Below are 15,948 nucleotides of genomic sequence, written 5' to 3'. Positions count from 1 at the left end.
TCCAGGGGCAACTTTTTCCGATCCACTAGTTGCCCGGGTGGTCAATTTGACGACGCTCGCACATGTAGTGGTCTGCGATGACGAACCGGATATCCGCGACACGGTGGCGGAATATCTGGAGCATCATGGCTATGCCGTGACGCCGGCCAACGCGGGGCCTGCCCTGCGCGAACTGGTTGATAGCCAACACGTCGATGTGGTCATACTGGATATCCGAATGCCAGGTGAGGATGGCCTGTCGCTGGCGCGATATCTACGAGAGCACTCAGACGTTGCCATTATCATGCTGACCGGATCGGCGGAAATCGTCGACCGCGTTGTCGGATTGGAGATTGGCGCCGATGACTATGTCGCGAAGCCGGTCGACCTGCGGGAGCTGCTGGCGCGGGTGAAAGCCGTGCTGCGCAGAACGTCGGCAAGCGAAAGGGCTGCGCAGGGAGCGAGCCCTCCGGGCCACCAGGTCCAGTTCGGCAAGTGCCGCTTCGACCCGGGCGCACACAAATTGTACAACGCCGAGGGGTTCGAGATAGCGATCACCCCGATGGAGTTCCGACTTTTGAAAGTATTCAGCGAACATCGCGGACGAGTACTCCACCGCGATCAACTGCTCGAATTCGCCCATGACCGCGGATGGGACCCTTTCGATCGAAGCATCGACATTCGCGTTTCGCGTCTGCGGAAGAAAATTGAGGTTGATCCCTCCAAGCCGGAGGTGATCAGGACGATCCGCGGCATGGGTTACCTCTACTCTTGAGCGCGCCGCCGCCTGGCTGGACCAGCGCCTCAGTCCTTGCGGCTGACGTATGGCGACTTTGTGGTTCCAGGGAATAACCCCGCTCAAACCCTGAATTCAGCTGCGTTGCGCTGAGCTTCCACTATCATGTTTCGGCGCTGAAGGTCGGGTCTTGGCCAAGCCTGCTTGCGCGACACCGGGGATCTGAGATTGGTCCCGCAGCCGCTACAATTCATGCGTCAGCAAGCCGGCGGTGGTGAGAGGATAGGAATTGGCTACCGAGGTTTTCGAACAGCTCGACGCTTGTCGTATCGTCTCCAACCGCTGCCGCCGCCCTGGCTAGGCGGTGGGGAAGACCCGAGCCTTGGGCATTGGCGGCGGGAGCCGCCAGAAGGGCGGCCCCGCTCGCACAGGCCAGTAGCTGGAGGGTGAATGAAAGCTTCATGGTTTCAGCCCGCCTTGTCTCCTGGGCTGCGGTTCAAGCCGCGGACCACCGAGCCAATCTCGGAGCGGCTGATCCCGATGTCCCTCAGGAGGGCATCGTCCATTGCCGAAAGCGCCCGTTCCGCCATACGGTGAACCCGGTAATTCCGAAAAGCGTCGTAAGCTGCTCGCATTCTCGACATTGCAACACTCCATGATTGGCGCCGCGGGATGCAGCGGTGCCATAGGATTTAAACCACCCCTGTTTCAGGCGTTTTTCCACGCCGAACGCGATGTGTTTCGTTTGTTTCAGCGCCGAGAAGCGCTTCCCGTGCGGTAGAGCCCGCGACGGGCACTAAGCCCCTAAGCCTGGAACGAACCAAAAAAGAAGAAATGAGCGGGGTTGAATAGGCGAGTGGAAACCAACCCCACCGCCAGTCGTTGAGCTATGTCGGGTAATCCCCAGTGCACTCCAGAAGACTTTGCCCGCCCGTTTCCGCATTCGGGCGGGCCTTTTTAAGCACAACCTTTTTTAGCGTTGGCTTTAATGTTCATTTACCGTGAGCGCGCATCCTTTTATGGTGCGGCGATGTTTTCAGTACCGCACGGCTCAGGCAACAACTCGTCCTCTCTGGACCCCCGGGAGCGACGAGAGCGAGGTTGCAACCGACATCTTCAACGTTCGTTGACTCGCGCCGGTTGATTCCGGCTACTCCAGACCAAACTGCCCGCTGGCTCGGCCGGCGGGCTTTTTGTTTTAGGCTCACCAGGCTTCGAGGTTTCCAACTCCTTGACAAAGTTGGGCGGTCTACGTCATTCGTGAGGATGAGGGGAAAAAGCGAGGACGTATAAATGAAGAAAGCATATGAAAAGCCGGTGCTGAACAAAAAGGACCGGCTCTCCGCAGTGACAGCATCACCACCAGCCTCACAGATCCCCCCGCCGCCGACGCCAGCTTGAGGTGTTTGGAGGCGGGCAGCCTCCATCGGTAAGAAATGCCAAGTCCGCCAGCTCGTGCCGGCGGGCTTTTTTGTTGATGGCCGGAACTGACTTCCGATGAGACAGTTTGGCTGACCCGGCGCGTTCTTTCATCGGGTCCTTGCTGGCGACCAAAGATGCCCAAGAAAGCTGCTTGGACGGCCATGAGGGCGGATGACCGGGCCGCAATCGTGAAGGAGTGTGCCGACGAAGCCGTCGCGAAGTCGCACGCAGATTTCTGCAAAATGGCTATGCAGTTTGGCAAATAGGCCAACCTCAAAAGACAAGCCCGCTGGCTCGCGCCTGCGGGCTTTTTCCTTGAGCCGGGAACCAAGGGCAAGCGGCAATGTTCGCATGAGGCAGTGGAAAGAAATGGCTTTCTCCTCGGCCGCAGATCCGTGGACGATCGGGAGCCCGCTGCCGTCTAACCCCTCAAGGTCCGGCAGCGGGCTTTTTCGCGAGAGCAGGAACTTCGCATGCCGCGGCATGTTGATCGGCGGGGGTAAATACCGGCGATTTGCGCTCTCCGAACGATCGGCAACGATTCGTTAAGGACGTACAGTGAGTCCTGCTTGAAGCCACCTCTAAGCGCATTAAATCCCCGAAGATCATCGGCTACGTGGACATCGGGGGTTGGAGTTCGTTGCGCTTTCGCCCCCCGGATTAGAGGTTGGCATCATGACCCAGCCAAGGATATCGGCTTCCGACTGCAATGTATTGCGCGGCGCCTTCGTAAAATGCGTCATCGAAAAGAACATCCCACAGGACCGATGGCGTGATGAGGCTGCGCTGTTGATCCGAGACTATACCGATAGCGATGACGTAGATTCCAACTTGCTGGAATGGATCATACGGACTGGCACTATCTAGCTGCTGCGGCTGCCATTCAAAGGATCTTGGCCGGCTTTTTGACCCAGCTGGCCGAGGGCCCTAACCCTTGGCCGGGCCCGCATCGCCCCCAGCGGGGCAGTCCCCACTCACCCTCCAAGTTACAATGGTCTTCGGCTTGGTCTGCAGGGCCTTTTGCAGGGATGCGAGCCGTTTTCATGCCCGCGGCGCGAGCCAGCAGGTCGGCCTTTCTCTTGCCATTTATGTCAATCGCCCGATGAGCTTCCTGCCTTCCCCTCCGCGAGCCGGAATGCGTAGTTGTTACGGATGTGGTTGTTGAAATAGCGGCCCTTAGCAAACGCAGATTGGAACGCGGCGAAGGCCTCGACCGGTACGTCCAAGAACTCGTAGTGCTTCCCACTGGCTAGAAACCAGACCGAGAGAACCCTGGTGTTTGGGTCATAGTCGAACTTGCTGATCGAGGTCGACGGCATGGTTGAGGGTCTTCGGCAAACCGCCCCGCTCCTAGTTGTTCAACTCAAGCGGCTCGTGATCCGGCTGCTCGTGCCACATTATCTGCCGGAAGTCGCGCCGGTCGACCTGCTGGCCGCAGATCGGGCATGTGTGAAAATGGTCGTGGCCTGCCTTCGGCTCGTGGGGCTTGCCGGGCCTAGGTGGTCCCAGGTCCGCAATTCTTGTCATTTGGCAAAGTCCCCAGGCACGCCATCCTCAAGACTGAATTCGTGGGTGCTTCTCGCATCCTCATCGACCACACGAAACCAGTGTTCCTGAAGAGCTCGAGGCGACACTCGTTGCCCAGCGACTTTCTCTACAGCTGATATCGGATCATCCGCGTTTGTGGCTTGAGTTGAGACACACTCCTCTCCATGCCACTCTTCCACCTGGTACTCTGGCATGCTGGCCTACCTATCGCTTCCCTATTGCCTTCGCTTCCCGCTCCAGCGTCGCGCGATTGTTCCCGTGCTTGGCGATCAGGTCCTTCACCTGCTGGGGCGTGATCCCGGCCTTCTTGGCGAAATACTGAACCTCATAATCGTCGTCGGCTGAAACACGGTCCCGATCGCGGGAATCCCGTTTGCTCTTATCGTCGGCCATATCGATTCCTCCTTGGCTCACCGCAACGTCCAGTTGACATGTTTGTTGCACCAAAAAGCCGATTTCCGGTTTCGGAACTATTTAGCTTTTGCTTATTTAATGGCGGCGGGTGGGAGGGTGCTTGCATGGGAAGCGATGGTGAACGGCTGGGGTTCATCAAGTCGCAGGAACCCATCCTGGTCGAGGTTGCCCCGATCAGGACGCCTGGCTGCAGGAGATCAAATATAACGGCTTTAGCACCCAGCGGGTGCTGGATTGGGCCGGCGGCCGTGCCTTCACCAAGGCCGGCCACGACTGGTCGAGGCGCTACTGGCCGATTGTCGCCGCGCTGGAGAAGCTGCCGGCCAAGGCGCTCATCCTCGACGGCGAGATGATCGCGCCCGAGCCGGACGGTCGGCCGAACTTCCATGAGATCCATTCGCGCATGGCCTGGAACGCCGAACTGCTCGCGTTCGTAGCGTTCGACATCCTGCACAGGGACGGCCAGGATCTGCGCCCGCTGCCGGTGATCGATCGCAAGGCAATCCTGTGGGAACTGGTCAAGCCGGCCGACGGTATCATCCAGTACAGCCAGCACGTCGAGGGCGGCGGCGCCGCATTCTATGGGGCGGCAGAGAAAATGGGCCTCGAGGGCATTGTTTCGAAGCGCCGGGGTAGCCCATACCGAAGCGGCGGCAAGGACGGCTTGGGTGAAAATCAAATGCTGGGACATCGGCGAATTCGAACTGCTCGGCGTCCAGCGCCAGGCCAGCAAGCGAAGCGATGCTCGCAAGGGACGGCACAAATAACGCGATCAAGGAACGGCTCTGGAAGCGCGTCCAGCAGGGCAGGGGCCGGCCCCCGGCGGGCTTGCCCACGGCCGTGGTGACCCCGGATGTCGAATGGGTCAGGCCGGGCATCAACATGCGCGTGAAGACGCTGCGCGGCGAGCCAAAGCTGCGCCATGCCTCGGTGCAGGCTTTCGGGAAGAATGAGCAAGCGCGGCAGTGATTTTCTCTACCATTGGATATCAGACCGTTTGCCTGACGATGCGATGTCGACCCGGTCTTGCTGGTCATCGATATGGCAGTGGACGCGAAACGGGAGGCGGAAACCCAAGGCATTCCGGGCCAGGAGATCGATGAAGAAATTGGCCCGATCTTCGAAGCCATCATGCAGGGGTTACGCTAGGAACTCGCCGTCCAAGAACGCGGGATGACATTGCGGGCCGTCAAAGGATTAGCGGAACCTAATTTGCTGCCGCAACTTTATCTGGCATGAACGAACCGCCGAACCGTAAGACACTTGTACCCGACCCTCAGCCCAGGCGGGAGGTGGGCAAGGGGGTATTGGTAGCGGCCGCGGCGCTGTTCCTTGTCTCTTTCGTTCTGCTCGCTTTTTGGTTCCTCCAATGAGCAAGCGCGGAATCGACTTCGTAGAAAAATGGATGGCGCAGCATCTGCCGATCGCCTTCACCGACGATCCGGCGGCAGTCGCTGCCGATCAGGCTATTAAGGCGGCGGGAAAGAGGCATCAGCTGAAGAGATCAGCCAAGAAGTCAGCAGCGTGTTCGACGTTTCGTCGATGCGATGCAGAACCGCTCCAGATGATTTCGAAAGAACTCGCGGCCGACGTCGAGAGTGTACCCAAATTCGGATATGAGCAATCGCCAACGGTCTGAAAGTTGCTGCCGGAATGCTGACCTAGACGCCGATCCAAGGCTTCTCGCATCAACGATCCTTCACATTCGCAGGGAGCACGATTTTGTCACGCCGGCAAGCGCGCTCGCTCTCTCCATGATGCGCATCGGCAGTGTGTCTTTGGGCAGCATTCAGCCTTTCGTCTTACGCTAATAAGACCGTAGTCCCATAAGGGAACTTAACGGAATTGGACGCGTTTGCTGAGGGGTTGGAACACCAACAATACTCCCGAAGGAAACGCTGTGTTCTTGAGGTTATAATTCGCCATTCTCCAGGAGATGGATCATGAACAGCATCATATGGCTGGTCGGAGCGGTTGTAATCGTGATCGCTATACTTAGTTTTTTCGGCCTGCGATGAAAGAGATCTATTTACAGAACGCTGGCCGAAATCGAAGGAGAGCACAATGAAAAATGCTGTAATCATGTTGATGATGCTGGTTCCGCTGGCAGCCTGCTCTCGCACCGAACAAGGCGCGGCAGTTGGTGGCCTGGGCGGTGCTGCTGTTGGTGCCGCGGTAGCTGGCGATCCGGTCAAGGGCGCCGTGGTGGGCGGAGCAGCGGGGGCCTTAGCCGGTGCCGTAATTGGTCATGCCAGCGAAGCTGGCCAATGCAGGTATCGCGATCGTAACGGCCGGGTCTACATTGCCCAATGCCCAGAGGGATATTGATCGCAAAGCGCCTGATCCGAAACGCTGGCCGATCGGGGTCCGCCGACAAGCTAGGCACTGAACGATCGTGAGACCAGAATGTCGAACGACTGTCGGAGGATTTCCCGCGCGGGTGTGTCGGAGGCGGTGTCTTCGATCGCCCTTGATACCGGTTGCTGAAAGCCGACACGACATCAAGGGCATGGGGCACGAGGTCCTCCTAGCGACCAAGGTCGCCCGATAGAGAAGCGCAATTCGTCGCCCTCCGCGACGAGCGCGGTTCCAAGAGAGCCTACGCTGTCCACGACCCTGACATCAAAGCGAGCCGAGATGCGATGCAACATTATTGACGGCCTGGAACATCTCAACGCATCCCGAATCTAGTGCTGCACTGATCCCCCAGTGTCCACCCAGACCCTTGCCCGCCGGGCCCAAACCGGCGGGCTTTTTTGTCTTGTCCGCAATGTGAGCTTTTACTCTAGAACGAGAACTTCAAACCTTCGTCAGCGTGAAATTGAATCCCACTAGTCCCTCCTGGCGGGCTTTTTTGTTTGCTGAAGGAACTGCAAAGAACCCGCGAAGTTAGATGAGCGCAACGGTGCGACGTCATACTCCTTCCGTTGCCGGCCGGTCCGCAAGACGGTCGGGCCCGCGCCTCCCTTTCGATAAGCGGCGCGGGCCTCGCTCACGAAAAATTGCTCCCTGCCTGAGACTTTTGCCGCCGACGAAATCTGAATGCTGCACTGTTCCTAGTGCGTTCCCGGAACTGCCCGCATCCTTAGACAGCCCATGCCTTTCCATGAATAAGCCAGGGTCGTAAGGTTACGGTCCTATGTGCGATCCGCTGCTGGTTTTCGGCTTAGGTTTGGCCATTTCACTGATCCAATTCCAGCGGCTCGTGATCCGGCTGCTCGTGCCACATCACCTGACGCTTGTCGCGCCGGTCGACCTCTTGGCCGCAAACAGAGCAAACGTAGAAACGATCGTCACCGTTCGACTTTGGCCCATGGCGATCAGTGGGCCCAACGGCAATGATTTTCGAGATCTTCTCCTGGTAATTTATCGCAAGTTCCAGCAACTGTTCACCGTTCTCATCGCGCAAGATGAGCTTCAGCTCGTGAGATCCGCCAGCCGGCAAAATCTCCTTCATCAATTCCGCAAGGTCGACGACAGCTTCATCTTTTGCCGTTTCGAAATCCGGCACATCGGTACCCTCATCGTCAGCGATCAGGTTTCCATCTTCCCAGAAATCGAAAAAATAACGCGGCATGGGCGACGAACTTGGACGCGGACCAAAGGTTCCCGGCATTGGTCCGGGCTAATCTTTCCGGCGCCGGAATTCGATGACCTTTCCTTCGGGGTCGGGCTCAAGCGGCTCGTGCCCAGGGCCTTCATGATAGAACACCTGGCGAGCATCGCGCTGGTCGACCAACTGGCCACAGTGTGGGCGGTTGTAGAAATGGCCGCGCTCGTCGGCCGGCGTCGCGCCGTGCCGCTTGCCGGGGATTGGCGGGCCTAGATCTGACAGCTTCGTCATGTCTGTAAGTCTCCGCTCACGTCATCCAGCATTTTGAGTGCAGCACTCTTGGCTGCGGGCCGCGATAGACGCTGGTCGATAGCGGCGGCCTTGAACGCCGCAAAAGCGATAGCTGGGTTGCAACTGCCGTCTTTGGCTGCGGCGATTAGTCGGCACGCGTCCTTGTAAGGTGCCGCCGCCTTGTTTCGCCATTGACCTTGAAGCGCAACCTCGGCCTCGCAGATTGACGACACACTCATGGTTTTGCCGTCCACCAGCGTGATGGACAGCGGTAGAAAGTTGCCCACGGCCCGACCTCCCGATCGTTGTGAGCCCCACAACGTCGCAAGGTAATTTTGGTTTCCAGATTGGGAACCATTTTAGCTAAAACTAATTGATTGGGTATGGGTGCACGCGTCTCAAGTTTATTCGGCCGATGTAACCTGAGCTATTCGACGCCCGCGGGTAGGTGACGGGTGGACACACGAGCTCAAATTTGACGGCTATCGAACGCAGGTCATCAAGGACGAAGACGGCATCCGGTTCTACACGAAGAACGGCTTCGAAGGCCGCGGCTATCGAGCTTCATCCTCGAAGGCGAGACCTCGGCCATGATCTGCGCAGGATGCCTCTGGAAGACCGCCGCGAGATCCTTCAGCAAATGATTTCGACCGGCGGGCACATCCTATCCAGCGAAGCCATGCCCGCCACTAGTGACGCTGTTTACCACTGGTCGACCAACGAGGGCGCGATGGCATGGTCTCGAAGCTCAAGGGCAGTGCTTATCAAAGCGGAAAAACGACCGCCTGGCGCAAAATCAAATGCTTCGAGGAAAAGCAGATGGACATCATCGGGGTGCAACGCGAGCGCGGCAAAGCGGCAAGTGATCATGGCTGAAAGCGGCCATTATAGGGGCGGCGCGTTCGTAGCCCTTCAAGGCCGTCAAGCGGCAGGCGCTGTGGGATCGCGTGCAGGCAAGGTAGGCGGCCCGGTGCCAAAAGGTCACAAGAGGGACAAGGCCGAATGGCTGAAGCCGGGGCTTGTTGGTCGAGTAAAGACCCTGACGGCGAAGAGAAACTTCGCGATGAAGCTCTTGGATTTTTGGGAGGTCCGTAGCAGCCTTATTGTTCAGTTTCGTACCGACGGCAGACAGACTCTGTCAACTGCCGCTATTCCTGAGCATCGGACTGCGTGTCTCGTTGGGAGGGAGCGCTATGCATCTACATCTTGAAACAAAAAAAAGCGCACTTCTACGGCGTTTAGATTCCGCTGACCTGGATCGTCTTAAGCCGCACCTCCGCGAGACCTTCCTAGACCTACATACCCCGCTCGAAAAGGCCGGACATACGATTGAGTTTGTGTATTTCCCTCGCAGCGGTCTTGCCTCGGTCGTGGCAAAGAAAGAGTGGGGAGCCAACGCAGAAGTCGGCGTCATCGGTCTTGAGGGCATGACCGGCTCGGCTCTCGTCATGGGCGATGACCGTGCCCCGCATGATTGCTTCATACAGATCCAAAGCGAGGCGCTGGTGATCGACGCTTCGCAGTTCATCACGGCCTTAGACACGAGCGACACCCTGCGGCCGTTCCTGATGCGCTACGTCCACGCCTTTCATATTCAAGCCACTTACACCGCTCTGATCAACGCGCGGTGCAAAATCGAGGAACGCTTAGCCCGATGGCTGCTAATGTGTGACGACCGCGTTGTCGGGCGTCGCCTTGTCATCACCCATCAATACCTGGCCGTGATGCTTGGTGTGAGGCGCCCTGCCGTCACGGTAGCACTGCAAGTGATTGAGGGGCACGGGCTGATACAGTCCCGGCGTGGTGAAGTGATCATTCGCGACCGGGAGGGTCTGATTCACCTCGCACACGGTGGCTATGGGGAACCGGAAGCCGAATACAGAAGGCTGGTTGGCGAAATCGAGATTCAGCCGCAGATTGTCGCTCAAGGGGAACCAAAATAATAGGTGTGAGTTTTTGGGCGAATGACCCTATATTATTTCGACGTCGATGAGAACGGCACGGTCTACCCCGATGATCAGGGCACTGACTGTGAGACCTTCGACCGAGTAAAAGAAGAGGCCATCCGCGCTCTCGTTGAAATGATCAAAGACAGCCTGCCGGATGGCGATCGTCACAGATTGATAATTAAGGTACGTGATGACGGCGGCGCACTTGTCTTACAGGTCTCGTTAAACTTTGAGGTCGAAGCAGAGCACCGTTCCCGCACCAGCTCTCCGGATTCACACGTCTGAACCAAAGCGCCCCCGCTCACGGGATGGGACGAGGGCGCATTTCGCGATTGTCATTTGTTGATGATGATGCGCTGTTTGTCGCGATTTTGAGCATAGGTGGCCTTGTCGTAAGCAGGCTGAGCCGTCAACTGCTCCTTGGTGAAGTTCGTATAGAGGCAGCGGTTACCGTTCTTGTCGGTCATGAACTTGAGGTTCTCCATACCGATGGCCACCTTTTTTTCGCCAATGCCTAGAAAGCCACCTACATCGACGATGATGGTGTCGACCTTCTTGTCGCCGGTCAGAATGACATCGCCGATATCGCCTACCTTTGCATCATCTGCACCATACACATTGGTTCCAATTAGATTTGCCGCGCTGATTTTGTCTGACGGCATCTCGGCCAACGACGACTTGTCAATTGAAGCGGTTGCGGTTTTATCCGTCTTCGCAGGAGCGGTTTGGCCGTCGGGCGTAGGCTGGACCGTGGTGGAGGCAGACGCCGCCGCGTCGTAAGCCTCGGTGTCGAAACTGGGCTGGGCTTGAAGTTCTTCCTTGGTAGTCTTTGCCACCAGCCAGCGGTCGCCCTTTTTGTTGATCCATTCGAGCTTGCCGAAATCGTAGGCAACATTCTTTTCGCCCACGCCGAGGAAACCGCCTACGCCCATGACGACGACTCTGGCCTTGCCGTCCTTGTCCAGGATGATGTCCTTAACGTCGCCGATCTTCGTCGCGTCATCAGCGGTGCTGTCATAAACCGCGGCTCCCATGATCTTCGAGACGAGTTTGCCGTCCGTAACGGGAGCAACAATCGCGTGGAGCATTTGCATGGACGCCGGGCGCGTAGAACGGGATCGACATAAGAGCGGCTGTGGCCGCTGTAGCCAGTATCTTCCGGATCATTGTGGAACTACTTCTGTTGCCTAGTTGATTGACGGTCGGTGTCTGCCAACGTCATCTCGATCAACGGAAGCAACCGCCTTACGTTCCGAGGATGTGCATGATCTCTACCGGCGCAGAAACACCCCTTCAGTCCCCAGATCGGAACCGCTGCCGAGCACAGAAGCGAAGGCACGCGGCGCCTGTGGCACGCACCATGGCCTCTGCCACCCGGCGGCCGACGCGGGGCGGATGACCAACTCCACCTGTGCGTGCTTACATTCCAAGCGTCACGCGACTTTCGGCAGTCCGAACAATCGCAGCGAACAACTCGGCCGCTGCCAACGCCTTGTCGGCCGCGTCATCGACCTTGTCGAGGCGCTTCAACACTCGGTCGTGGAGCATCGACAAACGGGCGGCGTGGTAAAGAGCGCTGCGCTTCTCGGCGCCCATTTCCAACGGTGCAAACATCATCGTCATGGTGCTGTCTCCTCAGCATTCCACGTTATGGTCATCGTCAATCGCCGTTTTGCATCGGCGCGGCAAGGGACGCGTCGGCTCTCTGCACGCTTTGCGGGCCTTGGGCGGGCCTTGGCCAATTCAAAGCTGAAGATTTCAACCATCGCTTGGCATCCTTGGTAGCTGTCCCTTCCATACGGAACACTGCTTCACCCATTTGGTTCCGATTGCGGCGAGGGCCGCATGACCTCCGCGCCCGACTGAGGCCTATGTCGCCCCAGTCTCGATACGATACGGAGCCGACGCCACCCGTACGACACTCCCGAGCCGGACCTCGACGGCAGCGCCAAAGATCTCGAAACGATGAGGGGAGGATCGTCAGCGCCAGCCGAGACGTCGAGCGCGCTATGCGGCTCAAGCCGACCTAACCAAGCGCATCGAGACAGCCAAGGCACCCGCCGCCGAAGCGAGCTGCGAGACCGGCACGACGCCGAAGGCCAAGTAATACGCCGCCGGGCCCTTGCAACGACGACTGCTGTAAGAGGCGACGACCGGGTTTTTCGTTTTCAGGGAACTTGCGCCAAACCGCGAGGTTGAGTGATTGCAGCGTTTGGGTTCCCGCTGCCGACCGGCCCGCGAGCTGATCGGGCCTGCGCCTATCTGGGTGGCGCGAGCCGCGTTCGCGCGAAGAGAAACTTCGCCAGCCGAAGCTGTTGATTTTGGGAAAACGACTGAAAGTTCTTGCTCGCACCAGATGTATCAGCGAGCGCACCGTGGACGATCTCGCCGAATACGGCAACATCTCTCGAAAGAAAAGCCCGCCGACGAAGTCAGCGAGCTTTCTTTCTGAAGGCTTATTTCCCCATCATCATTGCCATTTTGCAAAAGTTTTCATGCGCCTTGGCTATAGTTGCGTCGGCGCAGTCTTTCATGATGGCATCACGGTCTTCCTGGGACATTGCCGCCCACGCTGCTTTCGCTTCGGCTTCGGACTTCATGGTCTTCATGCCGGCATCCGTGAAGAAGGGGGACATCTTCGCCGGGTCGTCGAGTGCAGACGTGCTTCCTGCGACCGCGGCGCCGGAAACCATTGCAAGGGTGATGGTAGCGAAAACCACTTTCTTGAGATTCATGTCAAATTCCTCCTAAAAGGGTCGGCCTTTGTGGCAAACCGTGCTTCACAACGCGGGTTTTAGGGAAAGGTTTCTCGTAAACGCAAAGTTGCCCAATTCGGGATGGCTTCGAAGGATGGGTGTGCTTTCGGGCGAGTTCCAGCAGTGTGGTTATATGGCACTTTCGCATGAGGGTCCTATCTAAGGGCTCATGCCTCAACGGCGAAAAATCGACGAAACTGCGAAGCTGGTCGGCGAGTGGCCTCTGATGCCTACCGCCACGCTGGGGTCCTCCGTGCGGGCGAGGGGTATTTTCCTGGAGGTGCGGTCACGCCTTCCGATGGCAGCGAGAAAGTTGCTGAATATCGAATCCCGGGTCCTGACCTTGCGCGTACCGGAAGGTGTTGAGGCTGACGTCTCCGATGCATGCGCGATCATATCGAATGCGATGAAAGACATCGAGGAGTTGCCGGTGATCCCTCGCGAAGCCGAGGACATCTTGACGATCAAGGCCGGCGAACGGCACCGCTGGCTGAAGGATGGCCGCCTTGAAAGTGCCGGGACACGGACGGTGAAATTGCGCGGCCGCGCCAGGAAGATCACCTTTCACGTGTTCGACCCACGGCATATTGAGGATGTGCTTGACCGTGACCTGGTTTCGCTGTGGCGAGAGCAGGACATTGCGACAGCCGCCGAAAACAGGCGGCGTGCTGCAGGTCAGGCGGCCATGAAGCGCGCCCTCAAGAGAGCCCGTCGACCAGACCATTCAGACGGCAGCCGAGATAAGGAAAGGGGTTCTGACCTGCGCGATTGGGATGAGTTCGACATCGCTGGGCTTCTGCGCTGATAATGGTCCCGGCGCCGGGCGAAGACTAAGGAGGGGGCTGGCCGATAAGTGCCGGCTCACTGCAATAACGGGCATCCGGGCGGTCTAGGAGCACGGCGAAAGGGTTAAGCCTTATCTACAAGTGGCGTTTAGGGCACGACACCGCCCTGGATCTTCATTGCTCTCTGGTTAGGCGAACACCTGGAAAATCATGACTGCCGCCGCCGCCGCCATTATGACTGTCGCCATCCAACCGATTAGACGCATCAGCGGCGGCACGGTTATTTTGCCCATCACGTCGCTTCGTCCTGTCATGAGCATCATCACCGCCATAACCGGTACTGCGACTACGCCGTTTACCACCGCGCTCCAGTAAAGTGCCTTGATAGGATTGATCGGTGTAAAGTTGAGAGACGCGCCAATCAGCGTGGCGATTGCAATTGTTGCGTAGAACGCCTTAGCGGCCAGCGGCGCACGCTCGAGCCCCACTGGCCACTTCCGTGCCTCACCCAGGGCATAGCCTGCCGAACCTGCCAAGACCGGAATGGCAAGCAACCCTGTGCCGATAACACCGAGGGCGAAAATTGCGAAAGCAAATTCACCGGCGACCGGACGAAGCGCATCGGCCGCCTGGCTAGTGGATTGAATATCAGTGACACCCTTGGCATGAAGCGTGGCGCCGGCAGTAATCATGATCGCGAGGGCGACCAGATTGGAAAATCCCATTCCGATATAGGTGTCGAGACGAATGCGCTCTATTGCATTCTCCGCCTGCTCTGGCGCTCTCTTGAGCGGCTTGCGCCTGGGCTTGGCTTTCTGGTCCTCCACCTCTTGGGATGCCTGCCAGAAGAACAAGTATGGACTGATCGTAGTTCCGAAGATCGCGACCACCGACGTCCAGAATGACGCGTCCGGAGACAGCTGGGGGATAAATAGGCCTTTCGCGACTTGGCCCCAAGGGACATGGACGACCATGACCGTACCGAAATAGGCAAATAGCGACAGCGTCAGCCATTTAAGGACCGCGACGTAGCGCTTGTATTTCATAAAAACCTGGAGCCCGATGGATATAGCCGCGAACAAGACGACGTAAAGCAGCGTCGGACCGCCAATGATAAGCTTCAGCGAATCGCCCATCGCGCCGAGATCAGCGCCGATGTTAATGGTGTTAGCGATCAAGAGCAGCGCTACGACCGACTGGAGCAGCCAGTTCGGGTAATACTGTCGCATATTGCCGGCGATGCCTCGTCCCGTCGTTCGGCCTATGCGGGCACTGATTTCCTGCACGACAGACATTAGGGGATAACTGAATAGCATCGTCCAGGAAAGGCCGAAGCCGAATTGGGCCCCCGCCTGGGAGTAGGTGGCAATGCCACTGGGATCGTCATCGGATGCGCCTGTAATGAGACCAGGCCCGAGCACCTGAATTAGCCTTGGCTTTGATGGCCCGACAACGGGATTCGCTGTTTTCGCGCTCAACTGATGGCCCCGAAACCGCCCTGAAATCAGATCGTTAACGCGGCGGCTGGACAAAAGCTCCAGAGCTAAAGCTTTTTATAGTAGCATTCGCTAAAAAATGAGCGGGCGAACGAAGGCACCTCATAGGTATGCGGTCTAGTCCTTTCGCTGTTCATCGGTGTAAGCACACAATCATAGGAATTTCACTCCGTCGCCGCGATGTGCCAGCCCAGTGTGACGGCCGCGGGGCCCGGGCAAAGCCGAACCCACCCAACTTCCCGCACCTCGGGCTGGGGTCGGGCAGCTCCGTGTCGGTCGAATTTTTGCGCTTGATCTCGGCGCCGGGGTTTCGGGCTCCTTGATGATTGCCTTGCTAAGACTCTTGACGCTCCCATTTCCGCCATCTCCCTTTGCTGGCCAGCGACCTGCCAGAAGGAATGTTCCATCAGCAGCGGAACCCCTTGGCGTCTGGTGGGGTTATCATTCAATAAGGAAGAAGGGATCGAAAATGCCCGACGACGACAACCATCGCGAAACCGGAGCGACCAAATATCCGGCCAGGACCGGTCCGGATCCTTCCGACGCGTTCTCCCAGACGCGGCTGGCAACCAGAAGCCGAAGGGTGGGATGGGACTGACGCGTCCTGTGAACGACGTCGATGACAAGACCCACCAGTCGGACGGTCAGAACCCACCTCGCTCCACGACGAGACAGGAAAAGAAGACGCGGCCATGAATGTCGTCAATCGTAGCTGGACGCTTGAAGATGGCAGCGATTACCAATGTGTGAACCAAGCCAAGGGCCTGATCTCCCCGCTGTTTTCGATGATGCCGGTTTCGCCATCCGAAATATCCGGGCGCTGGTTGAGTAGTGAGCTGAACCCCAGGACGCCATGGCAGTCTGGCCATCACCCATCGAGGCGACGCCTGCCACCTCCAACGCCCGATTTGCGAAGAGCTTGTCGAGAGTGGGGAGACCCTCCCCGTTTCGAAATCCCGGACCGTTCCTTCGCCGACATTCGACTTCGTACCCAGCCGGGTTCGTGGCCAGTCTCGCAG

Annotated in this window: 18 protein-coding genes; 10 read left to right on the top strand and 8 right to left on the bottom strand. The window is 58.0% G+C overall.

What is annotated here, in order from left to right:
* Nucleotides 1–37 precede the first annotated feature (37 nt).
* Nucleotides 38–754, top strand: coding sequence for a response regulator (locus tag AC1D1N_RS29105; protein WP_436258457.1), 717 nt, complete (start codon nucleotides 38–40; stop codon nucleotides 752–754).
* Nucleotides 755–1,182: 428 nt separating this feature from the next.
* Here AC1D1N_RS29105 and AC1D1N_RS29100 read toward each other — a convergent pair whose 3' ends face one another.
* The 3 genes from AC1D1N_RS29100 to AC1D1N_RS29090 form a co-directional block, all read right to left on the bottom strand.
* A complete protein-coding gene (locus AC1D1N_RS29100) occupies nucleotides 1,183–1,350 on the bottom strand; it encodes a DUF1127 domain-containing protein (protein WP_477352675.1) in 168 nt (55 codons plus the stop codon).
* Nucleotides 1,351–3,228: 1,878 nt separating this feature from the next.
* Nucleotides 3,229–3,456 (bottom strand): KTSC domain-containing protein, encoded by a 228-nt coding sequence (locus AC1D1N_RS29095; protein ID WP_352590521.1) that lies wholly within the window; start codon nucleotides 3,454–3,456, stop codon nucleotides 3,229–3,231.
* Between the two features lie 433 nt (nucleotides 3,457–3,889).
* Nucleotides 3,890–4,078, bottom strand: coding sequence for a DUF3606 domain-containing protein (locus tag AC1D1N_RS29090; RefSeq protein ID WP_436258459.1), 189 nt, complete (start codon nucleotides 4,076–4,078; stop codon nucleotides 3,890–3,892).
* A gap of 247 nt (nucleotides 4,079–4,325) precedes the next feature.
* Here AC1D1N_RS29090 and AC1D1N_RS29085 point away from each other — a divergent pair, with 247 nt between their 5' ends.
* The 5 genes from AC1D1N_RS29085 to AC1D1N_RS29065 all read left to right on the top strand — a co-directional run bounded on the left by AC1D1N_RS29085 (nucleotide 4,326) and on the right by AC1D1N_RS29065 (nucleotide 7,925).
* On the top strand, nucleotides 4,326–4,946 hold the full coding sequence (locus AC1D1N_RS29085) for an ATP-dependent DNA ligase (protein ID WP_477352673.1): 621 nt from the start codon (nucleotides 4,326–4,328) through the stop codon (nucleotides 4,944–4,946).
* A 179-nt stretch (nucleotides 4,947–5,125) separates the two neighbouring features.
* The gene (locus AC1D1N_RS29080) at nucleotides 5,126–5,248 is read left to right on the top strand and encodes a hypothetical protein (protein WP_436258462.1); all 123 of its coding nucleotides are present in this window, start codon (nucleotides 5,126–5,128) and stop codon (nucleotides 5,246–5,248) included.
* 220 nt (nucleotides 5,249–5,468) lie between these two features.
* Nucleotides 5,469–5,738 carry a hypothetical protein gene (locus AC1D1N_RS29075; RefSeq protein ID WP_477352671.1) on the top strand — a complete coding sequence of 90 codons (270 nt, stop codon included), beginning with the start codon at nucleotides 5,469–5,471 and terminating at the stop codon, nucleotides 5,736–5,738.
* 425 nt (nucleotides 5,739–6,163) lie between these two features.
* Complete coding sequence (locus AC1D1N_RS29070) at nucleotides 6,164–6,427, top strand: YMGG-like glycine zipper-containing protein (protein WP_436258464.1); 264 nt, start codon at nucleotides 6,164–6,166, stop codon at nucleotides 6,425–6,427.
* 811 nt (nucleotides 6,428–7,238) lie between these two features.
* The gene (locus AC1D1N_RS29065) at nucleotides 7,239–7,925 is read left to right on the top strand and encodes a hypothetical protein (protein ID WP_436258465.1); all 687 of its coding nucleotides are present in this window, start codon (nucleotides 7,239–7,241) and stop codon (nucleotides 7,923–7,925) included.
* 14 nt (nucleotides 7,926–7,939) lie between these two features.
* Here the strand turns inward: AC1D1N_RS29065 and AC1D1N_RS29060 are convergent, their stop codons facing one another.
* Entirely contained in the window at nucleotides 7,940–8,230 is a 291-nt protein-coding gene (locus AC1D1N_RS29060) for a DUF982 domain-containing protein (RefSeq protein WP_477352668.1), read from the bottom strand.
* A gap of 448 nt (nucleotides 8,231–8,678) precedes the next feature.
* On the opposite strand from AC1D1N_RS29060, the gene AC1D1N_RS29055 reads away from it, so the two are divergent.
* From AC1D1N_RS29055 to AC1D1N_RS29045, 3 genes are all read left to right on the top strand, one after another.
* Complete coding sequence (locus tag AC1D1N_RS29055) at nucleotides 8,679–8,819, top strand: hypothetical protein (protein WP_436258467.1); 141 nt, start codon at nucleotides 8,679–8,681, stop codon at nucleotides 8,817–8,819.
* Nucleotides 8,820–9,136: 317 nt separating this feature from the next.
* Nucleotides 9,137–9,886, top strand: coding sequence for a Crp/Fnr family transcriptional regulator (locus AC1D1N_RS29050; RefSeq protein WP_477352666.1), 750 nt, complete (start codon nucleotides 9,137–9,139; stop codon nucleotides 9,884–9,886).
* A 21-nt stretch (nucleotides 9,887–9,907) separates the two neighbouring features.
* On the top strand, nucleotides 9,908–10,177 hold the full coding sequence (locus tag AC1D1N_RS29045; protein WP_436258469.1) for a DUF6894 family protein: 270 nt from the start codon (nucleotides 9,908–9,910) through the stop codon (nucleotides 10,175–10,177).
* Between the two features lie 50 nt (nucleotides 10,178–10,227).
* On the opposite strand, the gene AC1D1N_RS29040 is transcribed toward AC1D1N_RS29045, so the two are convergent.
* The 3 genes from AC1D1N_RS29040 to AC1D1N_RS29030 form a co-directional block, all read right to left on the bottom strand.
* Nucleotides 10,228–10,980, bottom strand: a complete 753-nt coding sequence (locus tag AC1D1N_RS29040; protein ID WP_477352663.1) for a PRC-barrel domain-containing protein — start codon at nucleotides 10,978–10,980, stop codon at nucleotides 10,228–10,230.
* A gap of 331 nt (nucleotides 10,981–11,311) precedes the next feature.
* Nucleotides 11,312–11,515 carry a hypothetical protein gene (locus AC1D1N_RS29035; protein ID WP_436258471.1) on the bottom strand — a complete coding sequence of 68 codons (204 nt, stop codon included), beginning with the start codon at nucleotides 11,513–11,515 and terminating at the stop codon, nucleotides 11,312–11,314.
* Between the two features lie 833 nt (nucleotides 11,516–12,348).
* Nucleotides 12,349–12,627: a hypothetical protein gene (locus tag AC1D1N_RS29030; protein WP_436258472.1), complete on the bottom strand. Its 279-nt coding sequence runs from the start codon at nucleotides 12,625–12,627 to the stop codon at nucleotides 12,349–12,351.
* A 190-nt stretch (nucleotides 12,628–12,817) separates the two neighbouring features.
* On the opposite strand from AC1D1N_RS29030, the gene AC1D1N_RS29025 reads away from it, so the two are divergent.
* Complete coding sequence (locus tag AC1D1N_RS29025) at nucleotides 12,818–13,453, top strand: hypothetical protein (RefSeq protein WP_436258473.1); 636 nt, start codon at nucleotides 12,818–12,820, stop codon at nucleotides 13,451–13,453.
* A gap of 168 nt (nucleotides 13,454–13,621) precedes the next feature.
* Here the strand turns inward: AC1D1N_RS29025 and AC1D1N_RS29020 are convergent, their stop codons facing one another.
* Nucleotides 13,622–14,911, bottom strand: a complete 1,290-nt coding sequence (locus AC1D1N_RS29020) for an NRAMP family divalent metal transporter (protein WP_436258474.1) — start codon at nucleotides 14,909–14,911, stop codon at nucleotides 13,622–13,624.
* Between the last annotated feature and the right edge of the window lie 1,037 nt (nucleotides 14,912–15,948).

The organism is Mesorhizobium sp. P2_B5, assembly GCF_056404775.1.
This window is presented reverse-complemented; position numbering and strand designations above follow the sequence as displayed.